Source organism: Antribacter gilvus (assembly GCF_003946865.1).
In the GTDB taxonomy this organism is placed as follows: domain Bacteria; phylum Actinomycetota; class Actinomycetes; order Actinomycetales; family Cellulomonadaceae; genus Antribacter; species Antribacter gilvus.
Window position 1 is genome coordinate 73337 of the sequence record NZ_QXTH01000001.1, and the last position, 23711, is coordinate 97047.

Annotated in this window: 21 protein-coding genes; 10 read left to right on the forward strand and 11 right to left on the reverse strand. The window is 74.2% G+C overall.

Annotated elements, in window-relative coordinates; genetic code table 11:
* The first annotated feature begins 69 nt into the window (after window positions 1-69).
* The 3 genes from D1350_RS00305 (at window position 70) to D1350_RS00315 (ending at window position 3375) form a co-directional block, all read left to right on the forward strand.
* The gene (locus D1350_RS00305; protein ID WP_125772751.1) at window positions 70-2106 is read left to right on the forward strand and encodes an NAD(+) synthase; all 2037 of its coding nucleotides are present in this window, start codon (window positions 70-72) and stop codon (window positions 2104-2106) included.
* 51 nt (window positions 2107-2157) lie between these two features.
* Window positions 2158-2898, forward strand: coding sequence for a copper resistance CopC family protein (locus D1350_RS00310; RefSeq protein ID WP_125772753.1), 741 nt, complete (start codon window positions 2158-2160; stop codon window positions 2896-2898).
* 195 nt (window positions 2899-3093) lie between these two features.
* Entirely contained in the window at window positions 3094-3375 is a 282-nt protein-coding gene (locus D1350_RS00315; protein WP_125772755.1) for an HU family DNA-binding protein, read from the forward strand.
* Between the two features lie 144 nt (window positions 3376-3519).
* Here the strand turns inward: D1350_RS00315 and D1350_RS00320 are convergent, their stop codons facing one another.
* Entirely contained in the window at window positions 3520-6108 is a 2589-nt protein-coding gene (locus D1350_RS00320; RefSeq protein WP_240643789.1) for a lysylphosphatidylglycerol synthase transmembrane domain-containing protein, read from the reverse strand.
* A gap of 90 nt (window positions 6109-6198) precedes the next feature.
* Window positions 6199-6996, reverse strand: coding sequence for a CPBP family intramembrane glutamic endopeptidase (locus tag D1350_RS00325; RefSeq protein WP_125772757.1), 798 nt, complete (start codon window positions 6994-6996; stop codon window positions 6199-6201).
* A 99-nt stretch (window positions 6997-7095) separates the two neighbouring features.
* Between D1350_RS00325 and D1350_RS00330 the strand changes: the two genes are divergently transcribed.
* From D1350_RS00330 to D1350_RS00345, 4 genes are read left to right on the forward strand one after another with little or no spacing between them, the layout of a single operon-like run.
* Entirely contained in the window at window positions 7096-7791 is a 696-nt protein-coding gene (locus D1350_RS00330) for a hypothetical protein (protein ID WP_125772759.1), read from the forward strand.
* On the forward strand, window positions 7784-8089 hold the full coding sequence (locus D1350_RS00335) for a transcriptional regulator (RefSeq protein WP_125772761.1): 306 nt from the start codon (window positions 7784-7786) through the stop codon (window positions 8087-8089). Before D1350_RS00330 ends, D1350_RS00335 begins: the two co-directional genes overlap by 8 nt.
* A complete protein-coding gene (locus D1350_RS00340; protein WP_125772763.1) occupies window positions 8082-8993 on the forward strand; it encodes an ABC transporter ATP-binding protein in 912 nt (303 codons plus the stop codon). Before D1350_RS00335 ends, D1350_RS00340 begins: the two co-directional genes overlap by 8 nt.
* Window positions 8990-9787 (forward strand): ABC transporter permease, encoded by a 798-nt coding sequence (locus D1350_RS00345; RefSeq protein WP_125772765.1) that lies wholly within the window; start codon window positions 8990-8992, stop codon window positions 9785-9787. The genes D1350_RS00340 and D1350_RS00345 overlap by 4 nt, the downstream gene beginning before the upstream one ends.
* 75 nt (window positions 9788-9862) lie before the next feature.
* On the opposite strand, the gene D1350_RS00350 is transcribed toward D1350_RS00345, so the two are convergent.
* The 9 genes from D1350_RS00350 to hemE form a co-directional block, all read right to left on the reverse strand.
* Window positions 9863-12313 carry a heavy metal translocating P-type ATPase gene (locus D1350_RS00350; protein ID WP_125772767.1) on the reverse strand — a complete coding sequence of 817 codons (2451 nt, stop codon included), beginning with the start codon at window positions 12311-12313 and terminating at the stop codon, window positions 9863-9865.
* A 44-nt stretch (window positions 12314-12357) separates the two neighbouring features.
* A complete protein-coding gene (locus tag D1350_RS00355) occupies window positions 12358-12666 on the reverse strand; it encodes a heavy-metal-associated domain-containing protein (protein ID WP_125772769.1) in 309 nt (102 codons plus the stop codon).
* A gap of 23 nt (window positions 12667-12689) precedes the next feature.
* Window positions 12690-13064 carry a metal-sensitive transcriptional regulator gene (locus D1350_RS00360; protein ID WP_125772771.1) on the reverse strand — a complete coding sequence of 125 codons (375 nt, stop codon included), beginning with the start codon at window positions 13062-13064 and terminating at the stop codon, window positions 12690-12692.
* A 76-nt stretch (window positions 13065-13140) separates the two neighbouring features.
* On the reverse strand, window positions 13141-14520 hold the full coding sequence (gene hemL / locus D1350_RS00365) for a glutamate-1-semialdehyde 2,1-aminomutase (RefSeq protein ID WP_125772773.1): 1380 nt from the start codon (window positions 14518-14520) through the stop codon (window positions 13141-13143).
* Between the two features lie 14 nt (window positions 14521-14534).
* Window positions 14535-15530: a porphobilinogen synthase gene (gene hemB, locus D1350_RS00370; protein WP_125772775.1), complete on the reverse strand. Its 996-nt coding sequence runs from the start codon at window positions 15528-15530 to the stop codon at window positions 14535-14537.
* Window positions 15527-16429, reverse strand: a complete 903-nt coding sequence (locus D1350_RS00375) for a uroporphyrinogen-III synthase (RefSeq protein ID WP_125772777.1) — start codon at window positions 16427-16429, stop codon at window positions 15527-15529. The genes hemB and D1350_RS00375 overlap by 4 nt, the downstream gene beginning before the upstream one ends.
* Window positions 16426-17544, reverse strand: coding sequence for a hydroxymethylbilane synthase (gene hemC, locus D1350_RS00380; protein WP_420807785.1), 1119 nt, complete (start codon window positions 17542-17544; stop codon window positions 16426-16428). The genes D1350_RS00375 and hemC overlap by 4 nt, the downstream gene beginning before the upstream one ends.
* Window positions 17545-17606: 62 nt before the next feature.
* Entirely contained in the window at window positions 17607-19184 is a 1578-nt protein-coding gene (locus D1350_RS00385; protein WP_125772779.1) for a protoporphyrinogen/coproporphyrinogen oxidase, read from the reverse strand.
* Entirely contained in the window at window positions 19181-20296 is a 1116-nt protein-coding gene (gene hemE / locus D1350_RS00390) for a uroporphyrinogen decarboxylase (RefSeq protein ID WP_125772781.1), read from the reverse strand. Before hemE ends, D1350_RS00385 begins: the two co-directional genes overlap by 4 nt.
* A gap of 49 nt (window positions 20297-20345) precedes the next feature.
* On the opposite strand from hemE, the gene D1350_RS00395 reads away from it, so the two are divergent.
* The 3 genes from D1350_RS00395 to D1350_RS00405 all read left to right on the forward strand — a co-directional run bounded on the left by D1350_RS00395 (window position 20346) and on the right by D1350_RS00405 (window position 23611).
* Complete coding sequence (locus tag D1350_RS00395; protein WP_125772783.1) at window positions 20346-21818, forward strand: glutamyl-tRNA reductase; 1473 nt, start codon at window positions 20346-20348, stop codon at window positions 21816-21818.
* 108 nt (window positions 21819-21926) lie between these two features.
* A complete protein-coding gene (locus D1350_RS00400) occupies window positions 21927-22736 on the forward strand; it encodes a hypothetical protein (RefSeq protein WP_125772785.1) in 810 nt (269 codons plus the stop codon).
* A 50-nt stretch (window positions 22737-22786) separates the two neighbouring features.
* Window positions 22787-23611, forward strand: coding sequence for a DUF5926 family protein (locus D1350_RS00405; protein ID WP_125772787.1), 825 nt, complete (start codon window positions 22787-22789; stop codon window positions 23609-23611).
* Window positions 23612-23711 lie beyond the last annotated feature (100 nt).

Here is a 23711-nt window from a genome sequence, read left to right on the forward strand (position 1 = left end):
AGGAAATTACCTGGAGCAACGATGTGGTCGGGGCGCACCGGATCGCCGCAGGGTTCCTAGACTCAGGGCGTGGACTTCTACTCGGCCTACGCCCACGGGTTCGCCCGCGTCGCGGCCTGCACCATCCCCGTCGCCGTGGCAGACCCCGCCGCCAATGCCGCGGCGGTGCTCCAGCAGGCGCGCGGGTGTCACGACGACGGCGTGGCCGTGGCCGTGTTCCCGGAGCTCTGCCTCAGCGGGTACGCGATCGACGACCTGCACCTGCAGGACACGCTCCTCGAGGCCGTGCTCGCCGCGCTCGAGGAGATCGTGGCCGCCAGCGCGGACCTGCTGCCGATGCTCGTCGTCGGCGCGCCGCTGCGGGCCGGCAGCCGCCTGCTCAACGCGGCCGTCGTCGTCCACCAGGGGCGGATCCTGGGCGTGGCGCCCAAGTCGTACCTGCCCAACTACCGCGAGTTCTATGAGAAGCGGTGGTTCGCGCCGGGCGACGACCGGCACGGCGACACCATGACGATCCTCGGCGAGGACGTACCGCTCGGCCCTGACCTGATCTTCCGCGCCACCGACGTGCCCGGCCTCGCCGTGCACGCCGAGGTCTGCGAGGACATGTGGGTACCGGTCCCGCCGTCGAGCGAGGCGGCGCTCGCGGGCGCCACCGTGCTGCTCAACCTCAGCGGCAGCCCCATCACCGTGGCGCGCGCCGAGGACCGGCGGCTGCTGGTCCGCAGCCAGAGCTTCCGCTGCCTCGCCGCCTACGTCTTCGCGGCGGCGGGCCAGGGCGAGTCGAGCACCGACCTCAGCTGGGACGGCCAGACGATGGTCTACGAGACCGGCGACCTGCTCGGCGAGACCGAGCGGTTCCCCGACGGCCCCCGCCGCACCGTCGTGGACGTGGACCTCGACAAGCTCCGGCAGGAGCGCCTGCGGCAGGGCAGCTTCGACGACAACCGGCGGGGCCTCGGCTCGCGGCCCTTCCGCGACGTCCCGTTCGCGGTGCGCCCGCCCGTGGGCGACGTCGGCCTGCGTCGCAAGGTGGACCGGTTCCCCTTCGTCCCGGACGACCCCGAGCGCCTCGCCCTCGACTGCTACGAGGCCTACAACATCCAGGTCAGCGGGCTGGAGCAGCGGCTGCACGCCATCGGGCACCCCAAGGTCGTGATCGGCGTGTCGGGTGGGCTCGACTCCACGCACGCGCTCATCGTCGCGGCCAAGGCGATGGACCGGCTGGGCCGCCCCCGGAGCGACATCCACGCCTTCACGATGCCGGGCTTCGCCACGAGCGCGGTCACCAAGGAGCGGGCCACCCGGCTGTCGCACGCCCTCGGCGTCACGTTCGAGGAGCTCGACATCCGCCCCGCGGCCGAGCAGATGCTCAAGGACCTCGACCACCCGTTCTCGACCGGCGCTAAGCAGTACGACGTCACCTTCGAGAACGTCCAGGCGGGTCTCCGCACCGACTACCTGTTCCGGCTCGCGAACCACCGCGGCGGCATCGTGCTGGGCACGGGCGACCTCTCCGAGCTGGCCCTGGGCTGGTGCACCTACGGCGTGGGCGACCAGATGTCGCACTACGCGGTCAACACGGGCGTGCCGAAGACGCTCATCCAGCACCTGATCCGCTGGGTCATCGACTCGGGCCAGTTCGAGGCCGACACCGACGCGGTGCTCCGCGAGATCCTCACGCAGGAGATCACCCCGGAGCTCATCCCGACGGAGGTGGGCGAGACGCCCCAGTCCACCGAGGCGACGGTGGGCCCGTACGCCCTCCAGGACTTCTCCCTCTTCTGGACGCTGCGCTTCGGGTACCGGCCGTCCAAGATCGCGTTCCTGGCCTGGCACGCCTGGCAGGCGGCCGACGACGGCGCGTGGCCCCCCGGGTATCCCGTCGAGGGCCGGGCGGAGTACGACCTCGCGACGGTCCGCCGCTGGCTCGGCGTGTTCGTACGGCGGTTCTTCGCGTCCCAGTTCAAGCGCTCGGCCCTGCCGAACGGTCCCAAGGTCGCGGCAGGCGGCACGATGTCGCCGCGCGGGGACTGGCGCATGCCGTCGGACGCCAGCCCGGCGGCCTGGCTGGCGGAGCTGGAGCGGAACGTCCCGGAGGCCTGAGGTCGACCCGGCGGGGGTGGGGCTCCCAGGCGCGGGCGATATTGTCGGGACATGCCTGCCGTCAGCCTCGCTCTCCCGCAGCCGCGGGTCCCCGCACGCCTTCTCGCGCTCGCCGCGGCCTTCGTCGCCCTGACGGTCGTGACGGTGCTGGGCCTGGTCGTGGGCGCGCAGCCGGCCGCCGCGCACGACCGGCTGCTGTCGTCCGAGCCCGCCGACGGCCAGTCGGTCGAGGCGCCGGAGAGCATCCTCCTGACCTTCTCCTCGGCGCCGCTCGAGACGGGCGCCCAGCTCGCGATCACGGGGCCCGACGGCGCCGCGGTGGACGCCGAGGCGCCCGTCGTGGACGCTGCGGGCGCGAGCGTCGAGGCGGCGCTCCCCGCCGGCCTCCCGGGGGGCGCGTACACCGTGGCCTGGCACGTCGTGTCGTCCGACGGGCACCCGATCGAGGGCACGTTCGGCTTCACGGTGTCCGCGGCTGAGCCTGAGGCGAGCCCCGCGCCCGAGACCGAGGTGAGCGAGACGTCGTCGGGCGAGGCCGGGACCGAGGTGGCCGGAGAGGCCGACGACCTCGCGGTGGTGCCCGGCGCCCCGGACGGCGGCACGGCGAGCCCGCTCCTGCTGGGCCTCGCGCTGCTCGCCGCCCTGGCCGTCGTGATCGCCTCCGTGGTCGTCATGCGGCGCAAGATCATGGAGAACGAGGATCTCCGCGAGGCGAGCCGGCGGGCCGCCGAGGAGGCGGAGGAGCCGCCGTCGGCCACGGACGACGACGGCGAGCCGCCCGCGAAGGCCTGAGACACGCCCGAGAACTCCAGATTTCACCCCATCTGGCCCCCGAGCAGGCGTGGACGAGGCATTGTGAGCGGAATGTCACGGGAAAGTTGTGTGGTGAAGCCCTGTTCTCCGCGAAGTTCCGCCGATCTGCTGGCAGGATGGGACATCGACGTCGCGCAGTGACCGCCGTGTGACGTGACCGAAGAAGGGAAACGCATGTCGCTCAACAAGTCCGAGCTCGTCTCGGCGATCGCGTCGAAGTCTGGCCTCACCAAGTCGGACGCTGAGAACGCGCTCAACGCCTTCCAGGAGGTGCTGATCGAGTCGCTCGCCCAGGGCGAGGCCGTGAAGGTGACCGGTCTGCTCTCCGCCGAGCGCGTCGAGCGTGCCGAGCGCACGGGTCGCAACCCGCGCACCGGCGAGGAGATCACGATCCCGGCCAACTTCGGTGTGAAGCTCAGCGCCGGCTCGCTGCTCAAGAAGGCAGTCGCCAAGTGACACGTCGCTGACTCAGCGACTCCGCTGGATCAGCGATTCCGCTGACTCAGCGACTCCGCTGACTCAGCGACAAGGCCCGGCCCCCTCCCGAGGGGGCCGGGCCTGTGTCTTTCCCGGTCCGCGCGACGCCCGGCGCCCGGCGCGTCAGAGATGCCCCTTGCGCTCCAGCCACCGCATCGCGACCCACCCGATCGGGATGCGGCCCCAGTAGGTGACCACGCGGTAGAGCAGCGTCGCGGAGAGGGCGATGGTGTACGGCAGACCCGCCGCCGCGAGACCTGCGGTGAGGGCGCCCTCCACGCCGCCGAGGCCGCCGGGCGTGGGCACCAGCGCGCCGAGGGCGTTGCCGATGAGATTCACGAGCGCCACGTCGATCAGCGCGAGCGAGTGCCCGAACGCCGCCAGGCACGCCGCGAACGCCATGATGTAGCCGACCGTCATCACGAGGTTGCCCGCCACGCCCAGGGCGAGGCGCCCGGGGTGGCCGAGCATCTGGGCCAGTCGCGGCCACACCTGCTTCACGCGTGGCCCGATGAAGGAGATCGCCCAGCGGCGCACCGCGGGGACCAGCAGGGTGGCCACGACGCCGAGCGCGACGCCGCCCAGCGCGAACAGCACGGCGGGCGACGGCAGCTCCACCAGCGCCCCCGAGCCGGTGAAGACGCTCAGCAGGACGAGCAGCACCACGGTGACGACGAACTGCGACACCTGGACCAGCGCCACCGTCGCCACGGCCATGGGCATCGAGACGCCGCGCTGCGTGAGCATGCGGAGGTTGAGGGCCGCAGGGCCGATGCCCGCCGGTGCGGCGAGGGCGACGAACGACCCGGCCATCTGGGTGAGGGTCGCCTGGAACATCGGCAGCTTCACCGGGGAGAACGCCACCAGGGTGAGCGCGGCCCCGAACCAGGTGAGGATCGCCAGGGCGAAAGCCACGGCCGCCCACCAGGGGTTGGCCCGCTGCACGGATGCGGCGATGTCCTCGAAGTTGATGGTGCCCACCACCACGGCGACGACGACGATCGTCAGCGTCACCATGATCACCGTCCGGGCGCCGAACCGTGTGATCCGCTGCGGCTGCACGTCGGCCTCGGGGAGCCGCTCGACGAGGGCCTCCCGCAGGTCGGACAGCAGGCCCGTTCGGCGCCGCACGGCCTCCCGGGTGGCCCGCGGCAGCGCGATGGACTGGAGCAGTGGGCCGATGGCGGCGATGTCGTCGTCGGGCACGGCGCGTGCGGCGGACGCGACGGCGCGGCGGCCGCCCACGTGGACGGCGAGGAGCGCGAGCATCTGCACCAGGTCGAGCCGGCGCGAGAGCGGTGTGGACGCGATGTCCCCCTGCTCCCAGCCGGTCAGCCAGACGTGGGGGCGGCCGGCGTCGTCGCGGTGCACCAGCAGGACGTCCTGGGTGAGCGCCCGGTGCGTCAGGCCCGCAGCATGGGCGCGGCGCAGCTGCTCCCACGCCTCGGCGAGGACGTCGTCGGTGATCTCGTCCTCGGGCAGGTCGCGCAACGACACCGCGCCGCAGGCGTGCTCGAGCACGAGCGCCACGGAGTCGCCGCCCTCGCCCAGCCCCAGGAGGCGGGGGGTTCGCACCCCCGCCGCCGTGGCCGCGTACGTGAGCAGGGCGGTGCGTTCCGCGACCGCCTTGAGCGAGATGGCCGCCCGGCCCTCGATCCCGCGCAGCCGCAGCGACCGCCACAGCCGGGTGAGGAAGCCGACGACCTGCCGGTCGCCGTCGAGCACCACGACGTCGCGGCGCTCGCCGTCCTCCGTGAACAGCGCGTAGACGCGGTTGTCGCCGGCCCGGGCGAGGGCGAGGGCGGCCGGGTCGTCGACGTCGGGGACGGGCGGGGCGTCGTCGGACAGGTCGTGGACGCGCACGAGGTGGTCCGGGTGGAACCCCGCCCGCCGCACCGCGCCGACGAGCTCCGACCCGTAGGCGCGCTCGCTCCGCACGCCCGAGACGTACTGCACCGACTGGCCCGCGAGCCGGCCGAGGAGGAGCGCCATCAGGACGCCGGGCAGGGACACCTGACCGGTGACGAGCACGACGCCGAGCGCCACGAACATGAGGTTCCACGACCAGCGCACGGTCCGACGGCGGGTCGCGGGCCCGGCCACGGTCAGCAGGGCCGCGAGGCCGGCGGCGTACTGGGGGACCGCCAGGACGTACCCCGACCCCACCTCCCAGACCGACATGGCCCGCACGAGCTCGGGGCTGCCCACCGACACGATCAGGAGCGAGGCGACGATCCCGACCACCAGGCCGAGCATCCCGGCGACGATGGACTCGACCACCTGCCGGCCGAGGCGTCGCACGCCCAGCTCGACCAGCACGGCGACCGGCGCGAACAGCGTGACGATGCCCTGGAGCACGGCCACCGGGATGAACAGCAGCTGCGCGAGCAGGTCGTTGAAGCCGCGGACGTCCTCGGTGACCCCCTCGGTGGTGCCGTGCGCCACGACCGAGAGCACGAGCACGAGGGCCGCGGCGACCGCGCACAGGATCATCCCGACGAGGTCGCGCGGGTGCCGCACGCGCTGCTCGGGGGTGTCGACGACGCGCACGAGGTGGAGGTCCGCCATGGCCGGAGGTTCGGTGGTGAGGGCCTGCGGAGCGGCCAGGATCTTCGCGCGCGACTCGGCGGCGTGCCCCTGACGTGCGGGATCGCCGGCCCCGTGGGCACCGGAACCGGCGGGGTCCGCCTGGTCGGTGCGCGTGTCGGACATAGTCGCGAGTCTAGGGGCGCATCGTCGGCAGAGCCCCAAGAAAAAGGCACGCCGGATGAACCTCAGGGTACGTTTCGAGCCGCCCCCGACTCAGAGGAGAGCCCGCCAGGCGACGGGCAGCAGGGCATACCCCACGAAAGCCACTACATCGAGCAGGGTATGGGCCACGACCAGGGGCAGCGTGCGGCGGCGCCCCCACCGGGACGTGTAGAACCACGAGAAGAGCACGCCCATCACCACGTTGCCGACGAACGGGCCGATGCCCTGGTAGAGGTGGTACGACCCGCGCAGGAGCGAGCTGGCGACCACGAACCGCACCCTGTCCCACCCGAGGTCACGCGTGCGCTCGTAGAGGTAGGCCACCGCGACGACCTCCTCGAGGAGGCCGTTCTGCAGCGCGCTGAAGAGGAGGACGGGGATGGTCCACCAGTGCTGGTCGAGGGCGCTCGCCTGGACCTCGACGGTGATCCCCAGCGCCCGGCCCAGGAAGTAGAAGCCGAGCCCCGGGATACCGATCGCGGCTGCGAGCGCGAAGCCCCAGGCGGTGTCGCGGAGCGGCCGGGCCCGGTCGAGCCCGATCCTGGCGAGCGTGCCGCGGCCCCGTGCGCTGAGCAGGTACAGCGCGAGGGCGACCGGGACGAGGGCGAAGCCGATGCTCAGGAGCTGGTAGGTGAGGTCGAGCCAGGGCCGCTCCGACTGGCTCGCGTTGAGCGTCGCGGACTGCTCGGCGAGCGGCGTGGGCGCGGACAGCCTCGCGACGATGTTGACGATCGCGTACACGGCGGACTTCCCCAGGCTCAGCCCGAGGACGATCCAGATCTCGGCGCCGACCCGCCGCCGGCTCTCGGCCGGGGGCCGCCAGGTCGTCTCGGTCTCGGTACTGGCCATCCGCCGGTTATAGCACCGCCGCCTGAACGGGTCTTGCGGGACTGCCTCGCGGTGGTGCAGACTGGTTTGCAGTACAAACCACTTCGAGAGGCGAACCTCATGGACGACCACGGCACGTCGTCGGACGACGCGTTCGACCCCGCCGACTCGCTCCGCGTGATCCGCGAGCAGACCGACCGGGCCCGCGAGGCCACGGAGCCCGACGGCCGCGTCATGTTCGGCGCCTGGGGCCTCGCCTGGCTCGTCGGCTACCTGGCCATGTGGACCTCCGCCCGCGAGACGGGGGCACCCGAGCCCTGGGCGGGCTTCGTGCTGGCGGGCACCATCGTGGGCGCGACCGCCCTCACGATCGTGCACAGCACCACCCGGGCCTCCGGCGTGCGCGGCGCCAGCGCCCGGGTCGGAGCGATGTACGGGTGGACCTGGTTCCTGGGCTTCACCGTCTACGGCATGGTGCTCGGGGCCATGTTCAGAGCCGGTGCGTCGTGGGAGGTCGTCGCCACGGCCGCGAACGGCTTCGCGTGCCTCATCGTGGGCCTCATGTACATCGCGGGCGGCCTGCTGTTCGGCGAGATCCGGATGTACGCCGTCGGCGCCTGGATGCTGGTCACGGCCGCGGTGGCGGCGTTCGCCGGCATGCCGCACACCTACCTCGTCATGGCCCTGGCCGGGGGCGGCGGGTTCCTCGTCATGGTGGTGGTGGAGCAGGTCATCCGCGCCCGACGCCGGGGGCTCGCCCCCGCGGGCCCGCCCGCCACCAGCCCGCCCGCCACGGGCGGAGGGTCGAGTGACTGAGGACCTCGACCCCGTCATCCACGCGCCCGCCCGGCTGCGGGTGGTCGCCACCCTCGCGGCGCTCGCCCGGGGGGACGAGGTGGCGTTCCCCCGGCTGCGCAAGCTGCTCGACATGACCGCCGGGAACCTGTCCACCCACCTCCGCAAGCTCGAGGACGCCGGGTACGTGCGCGTCACCAAGACCCACGAGGGCCGGGTCCCCGCGACCTACCTCGCCCTGACCGACCGTGGACGCGCCGCGTTCGCGGAGTACCAGACAGCGCTGACGAACCTCCTGAAGGGAGCCGGGCATGAATGACGTGGTGGAGGTGTCGCGGGTGACGCGGCGCTTCGGAGAGGTGCTGGCGCTCGACGACGTGTCGCTCGCCGTGGGACCCGGCGAGCTCGTCGGGATGCTCGGGCCCAACGGCGCCGGTAAGTCCACGCTCCTGTCGCTGGTCAGCGGCCAGCGCAAGCCGGACTCCGGGACGGTCCGCCTGCTCGGCGGTGACCCCCGCGACCCCGCGTCCCGGGTCTCCCTCGGCATCACGCCGCAGGAGACCGGGCTGCCCGCGACGCTGCGGGTGCACGAGGTGGTCGACTTCGTGGCCCAGCACTACCCCACGCCGCTCCCCACGGGCGAGCTGCTGGAGCGGTTCGGGCTCCTGGACCTCGCCCGCAGGCAGACCGGGTCGCTCTCCGGCGGCCAGAAGCGGCGCCTCGCCGTGGCCCTGTCGCTCGTGGGCCGGCCGGGCGTCGTGCTCCTCGACGAGCCCACGACCGGCCTCGACGTGTCGGGTCGCGCAGCCCTGTGGGACGCCATCCGCGACTACCACGCCGACGGCGGCACCGTCCTCCTCACCTCCCACTACCTGGAGGAGGTGCAGGCGCTCGCGGAGCGTGTCGTCGTGATCGACCACGGGCGTGTCCTCACCGACGACACCCTCGACGCGGTGCTCCGGCGCGTGTCGGTGCGGCGGATCGTCGTGTCGAGCACGGACGACCTGGGCGGGCTGGCGGGCGTCGCCCGCTCCGAGCGGGAGGCCGGTGACCGGCAGGTGCTCTGGACCGCCGACTCCGACGAGCTCGTACGCGAGCTGGTCCGCTCGGGGACCGCGTTCTCCGACCTGGAGATCCGCGGGGCCACGCTGGAGGAGGCGTTCGCCGAGCTGGTGGCGCCGACGGACAAGCTGGTCGAGGCGAGCAGGGGAGAGGCACGATGAGCACTCAGGTGACCCGTCCGACGTCGGACACCACGCGGCTGCGGCCCTTCTGGGCGCTGTCCTGGCTGCACCTGCGGTACCAGTTCCTCGAGACCGTCCGGGTGCCCATCGCGGTGCTGGGCAACCTGCTGTTCCCCGCGATGTCGATGTTCTTCTTCGTGGTGCCGCAGGAGTCCGTCGCGGGGAACCCGGTGTTCGCCACCACGGCCGTCGCGTCACTCGGCCTCTTCGCCGTGTGCTCGGCGAGCCTGTTCACCTACGGCCTGGGCGTCGCCGAGGACCGGCAGCTCCCGTTCGACCCGTTCGTGCGCTCGCTGCCCGCCGGGCCGGGGCCTCGCATGGTGGGCCGCGTGCTCAACGGCGCGATCTTCTCGCTGTTCGGCGTGCTGCCCCTGATCCTGATCGGTTGGCTGTTCACTGCGGCGACCGTGACGCCCGGGCAGCTGGTCGCCGGGGTCCTGACGATCGTCGGGGTCGGGGTGCCGTTCGTGCTGCTGGGCATGGGGATCGGGCACTCGATGTCGGCCAAGGCGGCGCTGCCCGTCGTGCAGGTCATCCTGTTCCCGCTCGCGTTCGCCGGCGGGCTGTTCCTGCCGCCCCAGCTGTTCCCGTCCTGGCTCGACGGGATCTCCCTGGCGACGCCCACGCGGGCCGGGCGCGACCTGCTCGTCTCGGCCGTGACCGGGCTGGACGCGCCCGGGTCGTCGCTGCCGGTGCTCGCCGGGTGGACGGTGGTGTTCGCTGCCCTCGCCGTGTGGGGCTACCGGAGGGACGAGGGCCGGCGCTTCCGGTAGACCTTTGCTCGCCGAGGTAGTCACCTGGTCGGACGAGGTGACTACCTCGGCGTTCCGGGGCGGCGGGTGCGGGGGTCAGCCCGCGCGGCGCAGGCGCAGCGAGTTGCCCACCACCAGCACCGAGCTCGCCGCCATGGCGGCCCCGGCGATCATGGGGCTGAGCAGGCCCGACGCCGCGAGCGGGATCGCCGCCACGTTGTAGGCGAACGCCCAGAACAGGTTCTGCTTGATGATCCGGAGGGTGGTCCGCGACAGCCGGACCGCCGACGCCGCCGCCCGCAGGTCGCCCCGCACGAGCGTGATGTCGCTGGCCTCGATCGCCACGTCGGTCCCGGTGCCCATCGCAAGGCCCAGGTCGGCGGTGGCGAGGGCGGCGGCGTCGTTGACGCCGTCGCCGACCATCGCGACCGTACGGCCCTCGCGCTGCAGCTCGGCGATGCGCGCGGCCTTCTCCTCGGGCAGGACGCGGGCGAGGACGTCGTCCTCCGCGATGCCCACGGCCTTGGCCGCCTCGCGGGCGGCGCCCTCGGAGTCGCCGGTCAGCAGGTACGGACGCAGGCCGAGGGCCTTCAGCTCGGCGATCGCCTGGGGTGACGTGGCCTTGGCCGGGTCGCGCAGCGTGAGGACCCCGCGTGCGGTCCCGTCCCAGGCGACGGTCACGGCAGTGGCGCCGCTCGCCTCAGCCTGTCCGACGGCGGCCCGCACCTCCTCCGGCACCGTCACCTCGCGCCCGGCGAGCCAGTCCAGGCGGCCCACGAGGACGCGGCGCGTGTTCGGTGCGCCGTCGGGGGCGAGCCCGGCGTGCGACCGCCGGACCAGGCCCTCGACGCCGCCACCGGGGGTGGCGACGAAGCCGGAGACCTCGAGCCCGTGGCCGGAGGTGTCCTCGGCCTGCTCGGTGGTGCCGTTGGCGGCGCGCGCCGTGGCCGCGATCGCCTGGGCGATCGGGTGCTCGCTGAGCGCCTCGACGGCGCCGGCGTAGCGCAGGGCCTCGGCGTCGTCGACACCGTGGGCCGCGACCACCGACTCCAGGGCCATGCGGCCCTCGGTGACGGTGCCGGTCTTGTCGAGCACCACGGTGTCGATGCGCCGCGTGCTCTCCAGGACCTCCGGTCCGCGGATCAGGATGCCGAGCTGCGCCCCGCGCCCGGTGCCGACGAGGATCGCCGTGGGCGTGGCCAGCCCGAGGGCGCAGGGGCACGCGATGATCAGGACGGCGACGGCGGCGGTGAACGCGGCGTCGGCCCCGCCTCCGGCGACCAGCCAGCCGACGAGCGTCAGCACGGCCAGCACCACGACCACAGGCACGAACACCGCGGAGATGCGGTCGGCGAGCCGCGCCACGGGGGCCTTGCCCGTCTGCGCGGCCGACACGAGCCGGCCGATCCGCGCGAGCATCGTGTCCTCGCCGACGCGGGTGGCGCGGACCAGCAGGTGTCCTGACGTGCTCACCGTCCCGCCCACCACGGCGTCGCCCGCCGTGACGTCGACGGGCACCGGCTCGCCGGTGACCAGGGACGTGTCGACGGCGGACGCGCCCTCGACCACCACGCCGTCGGTCGCGACCGTGGCACCCGGGCGCACGGTGAAGACGTCCCCGACCTGCAGGGAGGCGACGGAGACCTGGGTGGTGACCCATCCGCCGTCGGGCAGCCGGAGGGGGGTGCCGTCCTCGGTGAGCGAGACACGCTCCGCGTCCTTGGCGCCGAGGGAGAGGAGCGCGCGGAGGGCGTCGCCCGCGCGGCGCTTCGAGCGGTGCTCGGCGTACCGGCCCGCGAGGAGGAACGTGGTGACCACCGCGCCCACCTCGAAGTACAGCTCGGGGCCCATGCCCTCCATGCCGCCCATGGCCGGGTTCAGCGAGTCCTGGACGAGCACCCAGAACGACCACAGCGTCGCCGCCGTGACGCCCAGCGAGACGAGCGTGTCCATGGTGCTGCTGCCGTGGCGGGCGGCCCGGGCCGCGGCCGTGTGGAACGGCCACGCGGCCCAGCCCACGACGGGCAGGGACAGCGCGGCGATCAGCCACTCGCGGCCCGCGAAGTCGATCCCCGGCACCATCGAGAGCACGAGCACCGGGACGGTGAGGACCGCCGCGACGCGCAGGCGGCGCAGGAGGTCGGCGCCGCGGTCGGGGGTGGTGTCGGTGGCGGGATCGGTCACGGGCTGGGCGTCGGTCTCCGCGCCGAGCGCCGAGCTGTCGGCCGAGCTGTCAGAAGCTCCCCGGTCTATCGGCCGGGGAGCTTCTGACAACGTGGGCGTGGTGCTGCGCGAGCGGGTGACCGTCGCGCCGTAGCCCGCGGCCTCGACCGCCGCCAGGAGCCTCGCGTCGTCGACGTCCGCCGTGAGCACCACGTGGGCGCTCTCGAGCGGCAGGTTCACCGTCGCGGCGACGCCCGGGATCTTGCCCAGTTTTCGTTCCACCCGCGCCACGCACGACGCGCACGTCATCCCGGTCACGGCGAGCTCGACCTCGCGGAGCGGGGTGCCGTCGGTGGGGGCGAGGGGCGTGGTGGAGGCGGTCATCACGGGCTTCCTGTGAGTGGGGGACCGGCGTGGCGCCGGTCGGGTCAGGCCTGGACGATCGGCAGGGTGCGCAGCGCCTGCTTGGCCGGGGCCTGGGCGGAGGCCTCGGCCTCGACGGCGTTCTCGAGCACGTCGACGGAGGCCACCGAGTAGCCGGCCTCGTCCACGGCCTCGCGCAGGGGCGTCTCGGGCAGCGGCTGCTCCGAGACGACGCGCACCAGCGAGGTGGCGCCGGCGTGCAGCTCGACGGAGACGTCCTGGACGTCGGAGACGCCGCGCAGCTCCTGGGTCACGGACGAGACGCAGTGACCGCAGGTCATGCCGTCGACGGCGAGAGTGGTGATCGTGGTCATGGTGGGGTTCCCCTTCGTGTGGTTCACATCCGGACGAGGCGGGCGATCGCCTCGGCGGCTTCGCGGACCTTGGCGGCCCCGGCGTCGTCGGACGCCTTGGCCGCGTCGACGACGCAGTGCCCCAGGTGGTCCTCGACGAGCGCGAGGCTGACAGCCTGGAGGGCCTTGGTGACGGCCGAGACCTGGGTGAGGACGTCGATGCAGTAGACGTCCTCGTCGATCATGCGGGCGATCCCGCGGACCTGACCCTCGATGCGGCGCATCCGCTTGAGGTAGGCCTCCTTGTCGGAGGCGTACCCGTGGGGTGCGTCGTGGTCGTGGGCGGCGTCGGGCGCCTCGTGGTCGGGGTGCCCGACGACGGCCTGGGTCGCCTCATGTGCCTGCGTCGCCTCGGTCATGCTCACCACGATACCCCCAGGGGGTAGTCAGTCAAGGGGCGTGGCCGTGACCCGGGTCACGGGACGGGCGGCAGAGTCACGCCTTCGCCACGGCCGCCGCCCGTGCCGCGCCGGGGAGCGCGTCGAGGATGCGGTTCACCGCGTCGTCGTCGTGCGCGGCCGAGACGAACCACGCCTCGAACACCGACGGCGGCAGATTGATCCCCGACTCCAGCATCGAGTGGAAGAGCGCGGTGTACCGGAACGACTCCTGGGCCTGCGCCTGCGCGTAGTCGCGCACGCCGCGCGACGCGGCCAGGGGCCCGAAGAACACCGAGAAGAGCGAGCCGGCCCGCTGCACCACGTGCGCCACGCCCGCAGCGGACAGCGCGTCGCCCACGGCGTCGGACAGCGTGGCGGCGACGGCGTCGACGCGGGCGTACGCGGCGTCGTCGGCCAGCCGGAGCGTCGCCAGGCCCGAGGCGACCGCGACGGGGTTCCCCGACAGGGTGCCCGCCTGGTACACCGGGCCCACGGGCGCGAGGTGGTCCATCACCCACGCCGGCCCGCCGAGCGCGGCCACGGGCATCCCGCCGCCGATGACCTTGCCGAAGGTGAAGATGTCGGGCGTGTAGCCGTCGGCGCCCTGGGCGCGGAGGATCGTGTTCTCCAGCCCCCACCAGCCCGACGGGCCCACCCGGAAGCCGGTGAGCACCTCGTCGAGGATCAGCAGCGCGCCGTGCGCGGACGTGATGCGGCGCAGGCCCTCGTTGAAGCCCTCGGCGGGCGGCACCACGCCCATGTTGGCGGGCGCGGCCTCCGTGATGACCGCGGCGATCTGCGACCCGCGCTGTGCGAACGCCGCCTCGACGGCCGCGAGGTCGTTGTACGGGAGAACGAGCGTCTCCGCGGCCGAGGCCTCGGTCACGCCCGCCGTGCCCGGCATCGCCAGCGTCGCGACGCCGGATCCTGCCTCCGCCAGGAGTGAATCCACGTGCCCGTGGTAGCAGCCGGCGAACTTCACGACGAGCGGCCGTCCGGTGACGCCCCGCGCGAGGCGGATGGCGGTCATCGTGGCCTCGGTCCCCGTGGACACGAGCCGGACGCGCTCGGCGGCCGGGACGCGGCGTCGGACCTCCTCGGCCAGCTCGACCTCGGCCAGCGTGGGCGCGCCGAACGACAGCCCGCGCGCCGCGGCCTCCTGCACCGCAGCCACCACCTCGGGGTGGGCGTGACCCAGCAGGGCGGGGCCCCAGGAGCAGACCAGGTCCACATACTCGCGACCGGCCACGTCCGTGACGTACGGACCGCGCGCCGACGTGAGGAAGCGCGGCGCGCCACCCACCGCCTGGTACGCACGCACCGGCGAGTTCACGCCGCCGGGGATCGCGCCCTGCGCGCGGACGAACGCCGCCTGGTTGGGCTCCGGCGCGGGCCGGCGCAGGCCCTGGGACTCGATGCCGTTCTGCTGGGCCACTGCGCGCTCCCCCGTCACTTGATCCACTCCGCGATCTCGAGCGCCCAGTACGTGAGGATCACGTCCGCGCCCGCCCGCTTGATGCTCGTCACCGACTCCAGGACGGCGCCCTTCCGGTCGATCCAGCCGTTCGCCGCGGCGGCCTCGATCATGGCGTACTCGCCCGAGACCTGGTAGGCCGCGACCGGCACGTCCGACCGGTCGGCCACCGACCGCAGCACGTCCAGGTACGACCCGGCAGGCTTCACCATGACCATGTCGGCGCCCTCGGCGAGGTCCAGGTCGGCCTCGCGCAGCCCCTCCCGGCTGTTCGCGGAGTCCATCTGGTACGTGCGCCGGTCGCCCTTCAGCGTTGAGTCGACCGCCTCACGGAACGGGCCGTAGAACGCGCTCGCGTACTTTGCGCTGTAGGCCAGGATGCTCACGTCGAGGTAGCCCGCGTCGTCGAGCGCGTCGCGGATCATCGCGACCTGGCCGTCCATCATGCCCGACGGCGCCACGACCTCCGCGCCTGCCCGCGCCTGCGCCACGGCCAGGGAGCCGTACCGGTCGAGCGTCGCGTCGTTGTCGACGGTGCCGTCGCTCGCCAGGACGCCGCAGTGGCCGTGGTCGGTGAACTCGTCGAGGCAGGTGTCGGCCATGATCACGGGTGTGCGACCGTCGGTGCGGTCCGCGACGGCGTGCCGCGCGATGCGGATCGCCCGCTGGAGGATGCCGTTCTCCGCGTCGCCCTGGGAGCCCGTGGCGTCGCGTCGTGCGGGGATGCCGAACAGCATGACGCCGCCGATCCCGGCGTCGGCCGCGGCGGCGACGGCCTTGCCGAGCGTCTCTTCGGTGTGCTGCACCTGGCCCGGCATGGACGCGATCGGCACGGGCTCGGTGAGGCCCTCCTTGACGAACAGCGGCAGCACCAGGTCGGCCGGGTGCAGCCGGGTCTCCGCCACCAGGCGGCGCAGGCCCGGGGTGGCGCGCAGGCGGCGCGGCCGGTAGACGATGCCCGAGGTGCTCACGGGTACTCCTTCGTGGTCGGTGCGGTGCTGGGGGTGCGTGCGGCGACGCTGCGGCCGGCGACGGCGGTGCGTGCGGCGAGCGTGCTGAGGACGGCGTCCGCGAGGGACTCGTCGGTGGGCTGTGCTGCGGTGGCGACGACGTCGAGACCCGCCGCGCGGGCGACGCGGGCCGACGGCTCCCCGATCGCCACGACGGCGCGTCCGGGGCCGAGCTGCGCGGCGACCTGCCGGGCGGCGGACCCGGAGGCGACCACGACCAGGTCGTACGCCTGCCCGACGAAGTCCGCGGGCAGCTCGTGCGCGACCGTGCGGTACGCGGTGACCACGTGGGGCTCCCAGCCCTTGGCCGCCAGGGCGCGGGGGAGGGAGTCGCCGACGAGGTCGCCGAGGGGAAGCAGGACGGCGCGGGTCGCTTCGGGGACGCCGTCGAACACGAGGAGCGCGCCGTCGGTGCTGTCCTCGGGGGCGGGTGGGAAGGTCTCGGCCAGGCCTGCGGCCGTCATGGTCTCCGGAACCAGGTCGGCGCGGAGGCCGTGCCGGGCGAGCGCCCGCTCCGTCGCCGGGCCGACGGCGGCCCACCGGGTCTCCCCGGGGATCCAGTCGGGGTGCGCGACGGGACCGGCGTCGGCCGGGTCGGCCTCGACCGGCACCGGCCGCCCGAGGAGCGCGTCGACCGCGTTCACGCTCGTGATGACCACCCACTCGAACCAGCCTGCGGCGAGGAGCTCGCGCGCGGCCTGGAGCCGACTCGTGTCCTCGACCGGCGCGCGCTCGATCACCGGCGCCGACGTGACCCGGACGCCTGCGGCGCGGAGCCGCTCGACGAGCCCGGCCGCACGGTCCTCGGTGCGCGCGACGAGGACGGAGGCCTGTCGCACCTCGGGTCGCGAGGTCGTCACGCACCCTCCGGGTCGTCGGTCCCGGTCGGGTGGTGGTTGGCGGGGGCCCCCACCGGGACCGGCGCCCGGAGCAGCGGGGCGAGGCGCTCGGCACCCTCCAGGAGCAGGGCCTCGCCGACACGGACGCCGAGCCTGCGGGCGACGTCGTCCAGTGCCTCCGGCCCGGCGTCGGGCGAGAGGCCGGCCTTCGAGCGGTGCACGAGCTGCTCCGTGCCGTCCACACGGGCCACCACGGCGGTGAGCGTCAGCACGCCGCTCTCGGCGACGGCGTGGGCGCCCACGGGCGCGGCGCAGCCGGCCTCGAGGCGGGCGAGGACGGAGCGCTCCGCGAGGACCGCGAGCCGCGTGGGCCGGTGGTCGAGCGCCCGGATCGCGAGGGCGAGGGACTCGTCGTACGAGGGGTCGTCCGACGTGATCGACGACGTGCGGACCTCGACGGCGAGCGCGCCCTGCCCGGGGGCGGGCGAGACGACGTCGGTCTCGAGCACGTCCGTGACCGCGTCCGTGCGGTCGAGCCGGGCGAGGCCGGCGAACGCGAGGACCACCGCGTCGAGGTCGGCGTCCGGGCCGAGGGCCCGGCCGAGACGCGTGTCGACGTTGCCGCGGATGTCGACCACCTCGAGGTCCGGGCGGACCGCCCGGAGCTGCGCGGCGCGCCGCGGCGAGCCCGTGCCGACCCGCGCCCGGAGGGGCAGCGAGTCGAGGGTCAGACCGTCGCGCGCGCAGAGCACGTCCCGCGGGTCCTCCCGCTCGGGGCTGACGTAGGTGAGGCCCGGCGCGAGGGCCGTCGGCAGGTCCTTGAGGGAGTGCACGGCGACGTCGCAGCGGCCGTCCAGCAGCGCGTCGCGGAGGGCGGTGACGAAGACGCCGGTGCCGCCCAGCGTCGCCAGCGACCCGGTCCGCACGTCGCCCTCGGTGCGGATGTGGACCAGCTCGACCGGACGCCCCGTCAGCTCCTCGAGGCGCCGCGCGACCAGGCCGCTCTGCGTCGTCGCGAGGGCGCTCGCCCGGGTACCCAGGCGGAGCGGGGTGCTCGCCGCCGGGCGTTCGGCGCGCTGCTCGGCGGTGTTCTGCGGGGTGCCGGGCATGCTGACGGACTCGGGGGTCGGGGTCACATACCCAGTGTCCCCCTTCCGGCCCGGTGGGACGAAATGAGGAGACGGCCCTGCGGCGGACCTCACACCCTCGGCGCGCTGGTCGCGGGGCCAGGGCCTGCCACGGCCGCCGCCGCGTGCTGCGCGTGAGCCACGATCGCCGCGAGACCCGTGCCCGCCACCCAGCCGCCGGTGACGGCCAGACCCTGCGTGGCGGACACCGCCTCCACGAACGACCGCACCTGCGCCCGGTACGCGGGTGTGGGCGGCGGGAGCGAGCCGTCCCACCGCTGGACGAGGTGGTCGCGGACGCGGCCGCGCAGGTCCACGCCGAGGAGCGCCGACGCGTCGCTCGTGGCCTGCTCGACGGTCGGTTCCGGGGTGGGCTCGCCGATCCGGCCGTAGCTGAGCCGGACCACGTGGACGCCGTCGTGCCCCGCCGCCTCGCGGACCCGGCGGGCGAGCCAGGGCCACTTCGCCGTCGCGTGGGTGAGGGCCTTCGCGCGGACGGGCGGTTGCCCGAGCGCCGCGTCCGGGGCCACGAGCATCCCGGAGCCGCGCGGTGCGGCGTCGAGCTCGGGGGCGTCGAGCAGGAGCGCGACGAGGCGGATGTCGGCGCCGCGGGCGGGTTGCGGGACGGCGCACCCGCAGCTGGCGCCGGGATCCGCGCACATGGCTTCGGCACTCTGTCGTCGGATCGGCACTTCGAGCTGCCGATCGGACGACAAGGTGCCGATCTGATGTGCCGAACCGTGGGGCCCGCCGATCACCTCGGCGAGGCCGGGGACGCCGGCCGTGGCGATCACCAGTCGGGGCGCGCGCAGCACGTTCGTGCCCGCCCCGCCGTCCGTGCCCTCGCCCGTCCCGCCGTCCGGCCGGGCGCACCGCACGAGCCAGCCCGCGCCGTCGTCGGCCCCCGGCGGGCGGGGCGCGCGCTCCACGCCCGTCACCCGCGTGGCGACACGGACGTCCAGGCCGGCGGCCAGCGCGTCCACAAGCCTGTGGAGGCCGCCGTCGATGCCGCGGACCGCGGAGCCCGCCGGCGCGGCGGCGCGCAGCTCCGCGACCGCGCGGGTCAGGGAGCCGGTGCGGGCGAAGGCGTCGAGAAGGCCGGGGGCGACGGCGTCCACGTCGAGCGACGACAGCGGAGCCGAGTGGACCCCCGCTGCCACGGGGCCGACGAGGCGGTCCGTCACCCGGCGCCCGAGCCTGGTCCGGGCCAGCGCCCCCAGGTTCGATGTGTCGGCGAACCGGCGCGGCAGCACCCGGTCGAGGGCTGCGCGGGCGACGCCCGGCCAGCCGACGGCGCGGCGGACGTCCGCCGCCCAGGGGCGCGACGGGATGCCGAGGACGCCCGCCGCAGGGAGCGGGAACGCCCGGCCCGCGGCGAAACCCCAGGCCGGGGCGGGTGCCGGAGCCTGGACGGTCAGCCCGAGCTCCGAGGCCAGGGCGTCGACCGCCGCGCCCCGGGTGGCGAACGACTCCGCGCCGAGATCGAGCGGGACGTCGGGCAGGGAGGGGAAGGACCCGCCGCGGACCGGCCCGCCCGGACGGTCGGCCGCCTCCAGGACCACCACGCGGAGACCCAGCCCCGCGAGGGTGTGGGCCGCCACCAGCCCGCCGATCCCCGCGCCGACGACGACGGCGTCGACGGAGGTCACAGCGAGTGGACGAGCTCGACCACGCGTGTCAGCACCGTCGGGTCGGTCTCGGGCGGCACGCCGTGACCGAGGTTGACCACGTGCCCGGGGGCGGCGAGCCCGCGGCGCACCACGTCGCGCACGTGCGCCTCGAGGACCGGCCACGGGGCCGCGAGGAGTGCCGGGTCCACGTTGCCCTGCAGGGGCACCCCCGGCAGCAGTGCGGCGGCCTCGTCGAGCGGGGTCCGGTAGTCGACGCCGACGGCGTGGTCGGTCATCCCGGCGTCGACCAGGACGGACCGCATCGCGGGGAGGAGGTGCCCGGTACCGGTGCCGAAGTGGATCGCGGGCACGCCGGCGCCCGCGACGTGCCGCAGGGCCCGGGTCGAGGCGCCCGCGACGTGCGCCGTGTAGTCGGCGAGAGACAGGGAGCCGGCCCAGGAGTCGAAGAGCTGCACCGCGGACGCGCCCGCCGAGACCTGGGCGCGAAGGAACGCGCCGGTGAGGTCGGCGGTCCAGTCCACGAGCCGCTGCCACGTCTCCGGGTCGGCGTGCATGAGGGTGCGCGCGGCGAGGTGGTCGCGCGACGGGCGCCCCTCCACCAGGTACGCCGCGAGCGTGAAGGGCGCCCCGCCGAACCCGATGAGCGGCGTCACCCACTCGTCGCCGTTCGCCGAGGCGAGCTCGGTGAGGCCGGTCACCGTCAGGGCGACGGCCTCGCGGATGGGTTCGAGCGCCTCGTCCGTCAGGGGGCGCGAGACGAGCCGGTCCACGTCGGCGGCAGTCCGGTACGGCTGGTCCATCACGGGTCCGACGCCGGGCACGATGTCCACGCCCACTCCGGCAAGGCGGAGGGGAACCACGATGTCGCTGAAGAAGATCGCCGCGTCGACACGGTGCCGGCGGACGGGCTGGAGGGTGATCTCGGCGGCGAGCGGGGGGCGGAGGCACGAGTCGAGCATCGTGACCCCCTGCCGCACCTCCAGGTACTCGGGGAGGGAGCGGCCGGCCTGGCGCATGAACCAGACAGGCGTCCGACCAGGCCGTTCACCCCGCAGGGCCTGCACGAGAGGTGCGGCGGAGGTGCGCCCGTCGCTGAGCGGATGGGCGGTGTCGAGCGTGGTGGACTTCACGCTAACCGATTCTGCCCCTGCACCCCTGACCGCATAAAGTCGGAGCACTGTGGTTCTCCTCTCCCTCACGGCCAGCCATCGCGAGCTGGACCTCGATGCGCTCGAGCGCCTGTCCACGGGTTCTACCTCCGTGGGCCGCGTCGTCGTGGGCTCGTGCGGTCCCGTCCAGGGCGCCGTGATCATCTCCACGTGCAACCGGTTCGAGCTCTACCTCGACGTGGAGGCCCCCCTCGACGGCGACGGCGTGCGCCATGCGACGCGGCACGTCGCCCAGCTCGTCGCGGGCGCGTCCGGCGTGGACGACGACACGGCGGCCGCCAGCTTCACCGTCCGCTCCGGCCCGGAGGTCACCGAGCACCTGTTCGCCGTGGCATCCGGACTGGACTCGATGGTCGTGGGCGAGCGCGAGATCGCGGGCCAGGTGAAGCGCGCGCTCGAGATGGCGCGCGAGCAGGAGACCACCTCGAAGACTCTGGAGCTCCTCTTCCAGACGGCCTCGCGCACGTCCAAGCGGGTGGGCACCGACACGGAGCTCGGCGCGGCGGGCCGGTCCGTCGTCGCGCTGGCGCTGGAGCTCGCGGAGGACCAGCTCCCCCCGTGGGGCGCCTCGCGCGCCGTCCTGATCGGCACGGGCTCGTACGCGGGCGCGTCGGTCGCGGCCCTGCGGGCCCGCGGCTGCGACGACATCCGCGTCTACTCACGCTCCGGCCGCGCCGGGATCTTCGCCGCGTCCCACGGCGTCGAGCCCGTCGACGACCTGGTCGCGGCGCTCGCGGAGGCCGACCTCGTGGTCAGCTGCAGCGGCGCCCGCGGCCGTGGCCCGGCCCGGACCACGTCGCCCGTCCCCGGACCCCTCGCGGAGGCCGACGACGGAGCTCACCTCGGGCGGCCCGGCCGCATCGGCCTGGTGGCCGGCCTGGACGCTCCCGCGGAGGCGAGCCTCGGTCACGTGCTGGACGCCGCCGCGGTGGTCCGCGCCCGGGAGCGCGCCGCGCAGCGGGCGGGGGACGAGCCCGAGCCGCCGCCGCTGGTCATCCTCGACCTCGCGCTGCACCGCGACGTCGACCCGCGGGTCGCCGACGTCGAGGGCGTCCTGCTCTACGACCTCGCCACGCTGAAGGCGCACGCGCCCACGGTGGCCCGGGACGTCGTCGGGCACGCTCAGGCGATCGTCGACGACGCGGCCCGCACCTTCGAGGACACCCGGCTCGGCCGTGCGGCGGACGCGGCCGTCGTCGCGCTGCTGGACGAGGCCGAGGAGCAGGTGCGTGCCGAGGTCGAGGCGGCCGTGGGGCGGCTGACCGCCGAGCTCGCGGAACGGGGTGAGGCCGGGCCGCAGGAGTCCGACGTCGACGCCGTCGCGCACGACGTCCGGCGGCGGGTGCACGCGCAGCTGCACGACCGGATCGTCGCGGTCCGGGCGGCGGCCCGCGCCCGCGCTCGCGCGTCGGAGGCGGAGGTCGTCGCCGGTGCCGAGGCCGTCGCGCGGGACGCGGCAGAGGCCCGTGTTATCGAATCGTGATCGCGCTGGGCGATATTTCCTTCTGTAAGCACTATTTCGTGTTTCTTCTCCGGTAGCGTCGGCGCAACCGACTGTTTGGTGTCCCGGTCAACCGCTGGAGCAGAGCTCATGAAGCACGCAGCAACGAAGCCGCCGTCGCAGAGCGCCGGAAAGACCCAGGTCGCACGTGTCGTCGCGACCCTCGCCCTCGCGACCGCCGCCACGGCGGTGGCCGGACCGGCGATGGCTCACTCCGACGGCTTCGGCCACGGTGGCGACCGCGACCGGGATCACGGCGGCGGCAGGTCGCAGCAGCACGACAGGTCTGACCAGCGCGACGGGTCGGACCGGGACCGGTCGGACCGGGACCGGTCGGACCGCGAGCGGCGCGGCGGCCGGGTGCAGCAGGCCACGGCCGCGCTCCCGTCGTTCGAGCCGCAGAGCCATCAGCCCGCCGACTACTCGGTGCCCAGCTTCAAGGACAAGGACTGCGACCGCGGGAACGAGGCGCAGGCGCAGCCCGCCACTCCTGCCGCGACAACGCCTCCGGCGCGGGCCGCGGCACTCGAGAGCTCGGCGGCGACCACGACGCCGTCGGCTCCTGTCGTGACGGCGGTGCCGGCGACCGCCGGAGCGCCTGTGACGTCCGCGGAGGCGGCCGCGCCTGCTGAGGCTGCCCCTTCGGAGGCGGTGCCCGCCGAGGCTGTCGAAGCCTCCGGCGCCCAGTTCGTGTCGTCCTCGACCTCGCGGTACGACGCCACGGCCGTGGCGCAGATCGCCGCGGACGCCGAGGCTGTCCGGACTGCGACCCTCGACGCCCCGATGGCGATGCCGATCACCGGTTCCGAGGCCATGGCGCTCACCGGTCTCGCCGGCGCGCTGGTGGTCGGTGGTACCGGCTCGCTCGTGATGGCGCGGCGCTCCGCGCTGCAGAACTGACCTGCCCGTCTAGACCTGTGGGAACCTCTGGGCACGGATAGACTCCACGCATGGTCAAGAACTCCGCGTCCGACTTCGTGCTCCGCCCGTTCGAGGGGCTGCCAGGGGAGACCGACTGGGTGGCGATGCGCGAGGTCGTACCCTCCGCTACCGCGACTGCTCGCACCACCGCCGAGCACGGCTCTCGCGACGTCACCGTCGTGACGCTCCTGCCCGGGGGCTGGACCGCGCTGCACCGGACGGACGGCAGCATCCTCCTGGCGGTGCAGGGCATCGTCGGCTCCGGCGACGTGAGCCGGGACCTCGCAGCGGCGCTGCTGGAGGCCATCTCCCTGGAGCCCGGCACAGCCGTGGAGCCGGGCGCCCTGCCCGGCGACGGCCCGCGCCTGCAGGACGTGCTCGACCTGTCCGTGCCGTTCGAGATCACCGTGCACGACGGGTTCGACTACTGGGTCGACCCCTCGACGGAGGTGACTCCCGAGGTGAAGGATTCGCTCGAGGACGCGGCGTCAGGCACGGTCCCCACCGTCCGGCTCGAGTCGGTGCAGTCGGCGTACTGGTGCCGCATGAGCCGGGAGTTCCTGCGCTGGGCGCGCCCGGAGCCGGAGGAGCAGCTCATCGACGCGCTCTCCCGTCTGCACGCGAAGCGGGAGTCCGGGATCTCCGGCGGCCGTTTCGTGGGCGCCTTCCGCGCTTCGGGACTGCTCGTCCCCGTGTGGGAGCTGCCGTCGGGCACCGAGGCCGCCGAGCTCGAGGGGCCCGCCAAGGAGCTGGACGAGCGGCTCACCGCGGCGCTCGCCGTGGACGCGCCGCTGGACGCCAACGAGCGACGTGCCCGGGCGGGCATCGTGTCCCGCCAGGTCACTCTCCGCTAGGCCGAGGTCCGGGGTTTCCGTGGCAGGAACATGCCGGTTCACGACAAGTTGCCCGCTTCAGGCTCCACGTCTTCACGGCAACTCCGCAACCAAGGGAGTA